Source organism: Arthrobacter sp. Cr_A7 (assembly GCF_029222765.1).
Classification (GTDB): Bacteria; Actinomycetota; Actinomycetes; order Actinomycetales; family Micrococcaceae; genus Arthrobacter.
Genome location: NZ_JARHXQ010000212.1, coordinates 1 through 7184, shown reverse-complemented (window position 1 = coordinate 7184; position 7184 = coordinate 1). Strand labels below are relative to the sequence as shown.

6 protein-coding genes are annotated in these 7184 nt (G+C 65.7%); 2 read left to right on the top strand and 4 right to left on the bottom strand.

Annotated features, from left to right (window positions below):
- Nucleotides 1-1685 (bottom strand): bifunctional phosphoribosylaminoimidazolecarboxamide formyltransferase/IMP cyclohydrolase (gene purH, locus P2Q66_RS12535; RefSeq protein WP_275728478.1); only part of this gene is annotated, 1685 nt, incomplete at its 3' end.
- A 142-nt stretch (nucleotides 1686-1827) separates the two neighbouring features.
- Here purH and P2Q66_RS12530 point away from each other — a divergent pair.
- Nucleotides 1828-3180 (top strand): MFS transporter, encoded by a 1353-nt coding sequence (locus P2Q66_RS12530; protein ID WP_115524423.1) that lies wholly within the window; start codon nucleotides 1828-1830, stop codon nucleotides 3178-3180.
- A 65-nt stretch (nucleotides 3181-3245) separates the two neighbouring features.
- On the opposite strand, the gene P2Q66_RS12525 is transcribed toward P2Q66_RS12530, so the two are convergent.
- Both P2Q66_RS12525 and purN read right to left on the bottom strand, forming a co-directional pair.
- Nucleotides 3246-4184: a hypothetical protein gene (locus P2Q66_RS12525; RefSeq protein ID WP_275728476.1), complete on the bottom strand. Its 939-nt coding sequence runs from the start codon at nucleotides 4182-4184 to the stop codon at nucleotides 3246-3248.
- A 132-nt stretch (nucleotides 4185-4316) separates the two neighbouring features.
- The gene (gene purN, locus P2Q66_RS12520) at nucleotides 4317-4889 is read right to left on the bottom strand and encodes a phosphoribosylglycinamide formyltransferase (RefSeq protein WP_115524425.1); all 573 of its coding nucleotides are present in this window, start codon (nucleotides 4887-4889) and stop codon (nucleotides 4317-4319) included.
- Nucleotides 4890-4928: 39 nt separating this feature from the next.
- Between purN and P2Q66_RS12515 the strand changes: the two genes are divergently transcribed.
- Nucleotides 4929-5360 carry a hypothetical protein gene (locus tag P2Q66_RS12515; protein WP_275728473.1) on the top strand — a complete coding sequence of 144 codons (432 nt, stop codon included), beginning with the start codon at nucleotides 4929-4931 and terminating at the stop codon, nucleotides 5358-5360.
- Between the two features lie 26 nt (nucleotides 5361-5386).
- Here P2Q66_RS12515 and P2Q66_RS12510 read toward each other — a convergent pair whose 3' ends face one another.
- Nucleotides 5387-6703: a DUF6350 family protein gene (locus P2Q66_RS12510; RefSeq protein WP_275728471.1), complete on the bottom strand. Its 1317-nt coding sequence runs from the start codon at nucleotides 6701-6703 to the stop codon at nucleotides 5387-5389.
- Nucleotides 6704-7184: the final 481 nt, after the last annotated feature.

Sequence of the window (7184 nt, the reverse complement as noted above, 5' to 3'; positions counted from 1 at the left end):
TAGTGGAAGAAGTGGCGGGAGCCGGTGAAGTACATCGTCACGCCGGCGGCGTTCGCGGCCGCGATCACTTCCTCGTCCCGCACGGAACCGCCGGGCTGCACTACGGCGCGGACACCGGCGTCGATGAGGATCTGCAGGCCGTCAGCGAACGGGAAGAAGGCGTCGGAGGCAGCAACAGCGCCGCGGGCCCGCTGCGGCGCACCGCTCGCATCGGTGTTGGAGGCACCGCCTGCCCCTTCGACGTCGGACTCCACCTTCACGCCGAGCGTGTTGGCCCGCTCCACGGCAAGGCGGCAGGAATCCAGGCGGTTGACCTGGCCCATGCCGATGCCGACGGCGGCACCGTCAGCGGCGAGGAGGATGGCGTTGGACTTTGCTGCGCGGCAGGCGGTCCAGGCGAAGGCCAGGTCCGCGAGGGTCTTTTCGTCAGCGGCTTCACCTGCGGCCAGGGTCCAGTTGGCGGGGTTGTCGCCGTCGGCGTCCACCTTGTCGCTGACCTGGACCAGCATGCCGCCGGAGACCTGGCGCATTTCCGCCGGGTAGCGGCCGTAGCCCTCGGGGAGCGCGAGCAGTCGGATGTTCTTCTTCTTCGAGAGGATCTCCACGGCTTCCGGCTCGAAGCCGGGCGCGATGACCACCTCGGTGAAGATGTCCTTGACGGTGTTCGCCATCCCGGCGGTCACGGTGCGGTTGGCTGCGATGACGCCGCCGAAGGCAGAGACAGGATCGCACGCGTGCGCCTTGGCGTGTGCGTCGGCGATGGGGTCGGCCGCGTCCGCGGACCCTACCGCTACGCCACACGGGTTGGCGTGCTTGATGATGGCCACTGCGGGTTCATTGAAGTCGTAGGCGGCCCGCAGTGCGGCGTCGGCGTCCACGAAGTTGTTGTAGCTCATGGCCTTGCCGTGCAGCTGGTCAGCCTGTGCAATGCCCACGGGTGCTGCCTTGTCCACGTACAGTGCGGCCTGCTGGTGCGGGTTCTCGCCGTAGCGCAGGACCTCCGAGCGCTCGAGCGAAACGCCGGCGTAGGCAGGCCAGTCGATGACGCCGTCGCCGTCCTCATCAAGGAACTGGCTGGCAGTCCAGGTGGCCACGGCATTGTCGTAGGACGCCGTGTGCGCGAAGGCTTTTGCCGCGAGGCGGCGGCGGGTCTTCAGGTCGAAGCCGCCTGCTGCGGCCGCTTCCACTACCTGGGCGTAGAAGGAGGGGTCCACCACAATGGCGACGGCGGCGTGGTTCTTCGCGGCCGACCGCACCATGGCGGGGCCTCCAATGTCGATCTGTTCCACCACGTCGTCCTGCGCGGCGCCGGACTTCACAGTCTCAACGAACGGGTAGAGGTTCACCACCACCAGGTCGAAGGGTTCAATCTCCATGCTGGTGAGCGTTTCCATGTGCGCCGCCACGCGGCGGTCGGCCAGGATGCCGCCGTGGACCCGCGGATGCAGGGTCTTGACGCGGCCGTCCAGCATCTCCGGCGAACCGGTGACTTCCTCGACCTCCTGGACGGGGATGCCGGCGGCGGCGATCTTCTTGGCCGTGGAGCCGGTGGACACCAGCTTGACCCCAGCTGAGTGCAGGCCCTGGGCGAGCTCCTCCAGACCGGTCTTGTCGTAAACCGAGATCAGCGCCCGGCGGATGGGAACACGGTCAATGGATACGCGCTCATGCTGCGTGAAGCTCACAAATGTCTCCGTCTTATATCGCGGAACAGTGCCGCGGTTGGTGGGGATAGGGCCAGTTTATCGCGAAGCGCAGGTTGCCCCGCGTGTCAGCCGGAGTGTGAACGCCGGTGGGCGGGGCTAGAGTTTTTCACAGGAGGCTGCGATGAATACTTACACCACTGTGCCGAGCGGCGAACAGGTGGTCCAGGAACTGCCATGGCGATGGAAAGTCCAGGGCCGGATCTTTCTGATCGGCGGCCTGGGCTTTATGTTCGATGCCTGGGATGTGACGCTGAACGGCATCCTCATCCCGCTGCTCTCCACCCACTGGGCGTTGACTCCGGGCGAGGTGGCGTGGGTGGGCACCTCCAACCTCATCGGGATGGCCCTTGGCGCCTTCGTCTGGGGAACCATCGCCGACACCATCGGACGCAAAAAGGCGTTCACCGCCACGCTGCTGATATTTTCCCTCTTCACCGTCTTCGGGGCCTTCTCCCCCGACTTCATGTGGTTCTGCGTGTTCCGGTTCATGGCCGGTTTCGGCCTGGGCGGGTGCATTCCGGTGGACTATGCGCTGGTGGGTGAATTCACGCCCCGGAAGCAACGCGGCAAGGTCCTCACTGCGATGGACGGCTGGTGGCCCATTGGCGCTGCGCTGGCAGGTTTCGTCTCTGCCGGCCTGGTTGCCCTGTACGGCGACTGGCGGCTGACCATGCTGGTGATGGTGCTGCCCGCACTGCTGGTGTTCTGGGTCCGGCGGAGCGTGCCGGAGTCTCCACTGTTCCTGATCCGCAAGGGCCGGCGTGAGGAAGCGGCCAAGGTGATTGACGGCCTGGTGGCCGCCACAGGAGCGGAAGCACGCGCGTACAGCCTGCCCGACGCTCAGGACGTGCCGCGCCTTTCGGCCGGCAGCGCCTGGACCCAGTTGCGTTCCGTGTGGCAGTTCAACTGGAAGATCACGGCCGCGGCCTGGGCCCTGTTCTTCAGCATCCTGCTGGTCTACTACCTGTCACTGACGTGGATGCCGCGCATCCTGATCGGCGCCGGGTTCGCCGAGTACAAGGCATTCGTCACCACCGCGTCCATGGCCGCCGTCGGACTGCTCGGCGTGATCGTGGCCGCCCTCCTGGTGGAGCGGGTGGGCCGCAAATGGATCCTGGCCATCACCGGTCCCCTGTCCGCGCTGACCCTGGTGATCGTCGCATTCGTGGTGGACATCCCCACGGCCGCGGTGTTCTGGCTGCTGGTGTTCGGCTTCGTGGTCCAGGTGGCCATCCCGGTGCTCTACGCCTACGTGTCCGAGCTCTACCCCACCGAGCTGCGGGGCACCGGCTTCGGCTGGGCGTCCACCTTCTCGCGGCTGGGTGCAGGATTCGGCCCGCTCATCTTCGCGAACTACTTCTGGCCGGAACTGGGCCTGGCCACGTCCTTCGCCCTGGCCGGCGGACTGGTCCTGCTGGCGGTCCTGTGGATGGCGTTCTTCTCCCCCGAAACCAAACAGCGCCGCCTCGAGTAGCCCCCGCCCCTTCCCAACTAGGTAGCGCCAACTGTCGTTTTGGAGCCCCATTACGACACTTCGCGCTACCTAGTTGGGAACCAGCCCCGGGAAAGTAGGGCCTGCCGCACCTTGCCCACGGCCGTCCGCGCATCGTTTTCCATATGCAGCTTTGAGATGCGGACCAGCAACCAGCCTGCGCGGCAGTAGTCCTCCTCGCGGGTTATGTCCCGCACGATTCGGCCGGGGTCCGAGTGCACCTCACCGTCGTACTCCACAGCCACCTTCTGTTGCGGGTAGCTCATGTCAGGTTGGCGTACGACGCCGGGCCTCAAGGCGGTAGGTACGTTCAGTTCCGGTTCGGGCAGTCCGCTGTCCCTTATGGCAAGCCGCAGACGCGTTTCGGGCGCAGAGTCCGAGCCGACTTTTGCCTGCTCCAGAGCGAGCCGGGCTTTCCTGATGCCCGGCGTGCCTTTGTGCCGGTCCAGCATGTCCTCCAGAACCTCAAGGGTTGCGAAGGGGTCCGAGCGGCCCTCCAAGTCCCGCCGCGGGATACGCAGGAGGTGATCAGCCACAACTGTCAGCTCATTGATGCTCATCAACCGGGAGCAGTCGAGCCATGTCCTGGCCCGGGTTGTGATCAGCAGCCCATGCAGTGTAGTGATTTCATCCGCAAAGAACTGGCCTCGATGCCCCTTCACGCCGGGCCGGCGCATGATCGCCACGGAGTCAGGGCGGGAGACGTGGAGCAGCGGGACGTCTGTTCCCGGCATGTATCCAGGAAACTGCCACAACAGGAATGCGGAGGCGTGGGAGGCGGCAGCAAGATCCGTCACCAGGGTGTACGGGCGGATCTGTGGCCCAAGGTCGGAGGTATCGGTCGCCTCCGGCACCCGGACTCCGCGGCTGGGCCGCTGCAGCCCTTGGTGACGGAGCCTCCGCTGGCTGATGCCGGCGTCGGCCGCTTCCTGCAGAGTGAAAGGCAGCGAAGCCAAGGGTTCGGGAAGAGGGGCTGGAACCTTCATGAGCCCATCGTTACAGCCGAGAGCCAACGCTACGGCGGTTATCCACAGGTAGGCCCCCGTCTGCCCAACTAGGTAGCGCTAACTGACGTTTTATGGGGTCAAAACGGCAGTTAGCGCTACTTAGTTGGGAGGCTAGGAGGCAGGGCTGGCGGCGAGGTTTGCCAGGGTGGATACCAGCAGCCGGCGTTCCACCACCTTGATGCGTTCGTGGAGGGTTTCCTCGGTGTCGCCGTCCTCGATGGTGACGGCTTCCTGGGCGATGATGGGTCCGGTGTCCACACCGGCGTCGGCCCAGTGCACCGTGCAGCCTGTGACCTTCACCCCATACGCCATGGCATCCCGCACGCCGTGGGCTCCCGGGAAGGCGGGGAGCAACGCCGGGTGGGTGTTGAGGTACCGGCCATGGAAGGTGTCGATGAAGTCTGCGCTGACGATCCGCATAAAGCCCGAGGAGACCACCACGTCCGGGGCGTAGGAGGCCACCCGGGCGGTAAGCGCGGCATCCCATTCGTCCCGGGTGGGGAACGAGTTGAAGTTGACCACGAACGTCTCCAGCCCGGCTTCGGAGGAACGCTCGACGCCGTACGTCCCCTCGCGGTCCGCGCCCACGGCAGCGATCTCGACGTCGAGCTCCCCTGCCTTGACCGCGTCGATGACTGCCTGGAGGTTGGACCCGGTTCCGGAAACGAGGACTACGATGCGCATTGGTCTAGCTTATGGGCACGCTCGCGTAGGCTGGAAAACATGAACAGCACCCCGGAACCGGCGCAGCAGCAGCGGACCAAACCTCCGCTCAGCGAAGCAGCGAAAGCCTCGCTCGCCCGGACCCACACCCTGTTCCGGATGTTCGTCGTTTCGGTTCTTGGCGCGTTCTTCGTCTACCAGCTCGACGTCAACTACCTCTGGCTGACAACCATCCTCACCGTCGCCAGCCTGGTCTTGGGCGTACTCCTGCTGGTCCGCTCGGCACGCTTGAAGGAGTCCAGGCTGGTCCTCATCGGCACCATCTCGGGCTTGGTGGTCTCCGCGATCCTGGTGCTGCTGATTGTGGTGACGGCGGTGTTCTTCGACGAAGTGCGCACCTACCAGGAATGCGTTGGCCGGGCCCTCACGGACCAGGCCCAGTCCGCATGCCGGGTGCAGCTGGAACGTTCACTGCCCACCCAGCTCCCGTAGGACAGCAGGGGAAACGCCGCAGCAATTTAGCGGACCAGGTCCGCCGCGTCCTCTACGTTGACAGCCCGCTCGCGCTCCAGCCATGGGCCGGCCGCGTAACCGATAACGACGCCGGCACCCACCTCCGCCGCCACCCAGACTCCCGTCCAGAAGGGGTCAGGACCAATGGCCGTCAGGCGTCCAATGCCGGCTGAGCCCCCGGCCAGCCACGCGAGCGCTACGGTCAGCAGTCCCGCGGCCAGTCCAGTCAGCGCCCCCAGCACCAGGGTGGATGCCGTGGCCGTGAACCAGCGTGCCCGGATCTTAATGGACAGCCATTCGTCGAAGTGGTTCTCGCCTTCGCGCAGGAACCACCAGCCGGCCAAAACACCGGCCAGCACGGGGACCACCAGGGCAACGAAGGCGTAGTCCAGCGGCCCGCTGGGGATCGCCGCCAGCACGGGAATGGAGGGCAGCGGCCCGACGGCGGTGCCCAGCGGACCCACCTGGGAACCGACGCCCACGGCAAAGCCCGAGCCCGATATCCAGGCGAGGGCGAAGACCACCAGGTTGGGCAGGTAGCCGAGCTGTGCAACGGTGAGGGCGGCACCTCCGACAGCGCCGGCGTCGAGCGCTTCATAAACGGCAACCACAAGGTTCCAGTGGATGAACAGGTCCACCGCCAGCAGCGCCGAGGCAAGCGCAAGGGCAGACACGATGGCCACAAAACCTGCCTTCGCCGCCGACGCAAGGTAGGAGCCCGCCCAGCGTGAGTGCTGGCTGGTCCGCGAAATCCAGTCCACGGCGTCGACGCCGATGAGCCGGCTCCAGGACCCGGCCTCGCGGCGGGCACCGACCACCATTCCCAGGGCGTAGGGAATCAGGGGAACCAGCAGGGCGTATCCCAAGTTGATCGCGACGTCAGCGGTGCGGCAGATGAAACCGGTGGCCGCGCCAAAGGCTGCATACACCACCCACGATCCCAGCAGGGCTTGCCAGAGCTGGTCAGTATACGAGGCGCGCGCCAGACGCCGTCCGGCGCGCCAGGCCAGGAGGAACGGGATCAGTGTCAGGCCCAGCGGTATGAGCGTCAGGAATTTACCGTCCGCCTGGGCGGCTGCGCCGGATCCTGCGGCGGTGAGCTCCAACGGCACCCCGTGAACGAGCAGCCAGGACTGGCCGGCCAGCCGCGCGAGGACGTCGAACTGCGCGTTCTGGAAGCCGGCGGTGGCCCAGACGGCAATGATCGGAACCATCACCACCAGGGCGGAAATGAACGCTGCCTGGGCCGTTTCGAGGGCACCCTGCAGCCATAGGGGCATGGGAAGGCCACGGTCTCCGGTCTGATCAGCGCGCAGTTTCATCGTGTTCCATGGTGTCACGCCCGGACCGGCCTGCCCGGAAGCGACAGGCTCCGAACCCGCCTTGAAACTCAGTTAAGGCCAACTGTCACGGAGCTTTTTTGATAGGTCCGCCGTAAAATTGGACTTACTGTAAGCGCCGGCATCTGGAAAGGGTGCATCGGGATTGTGGCTGGCCGCTCAGCGGAGAGCAGGGCCGGCGAGGGGCCCGGAATCCGTAAGCCGGGAAACAGGAGCCGCGAATGAGAGATGAACAATAAGTTCTGAAGATATTCGTCCTACTGGCTGGTGCAGTCGCCGCTTCGGCACGGCTGCACCAGCGTTTTCAATGTCTGCAAGCACAGCGACGCCGGGAGCCTCCAAGTAGCTCCCGGCGTTGTCTGCTCTGGGCGGCGGCTGGCCACCGGTCCGTCTGCGGCTTCCGCTGTCAGCGCATCAGGACACCATTCAGTACCGGGTCAGATCCGGCGGTCATCGTCGATGC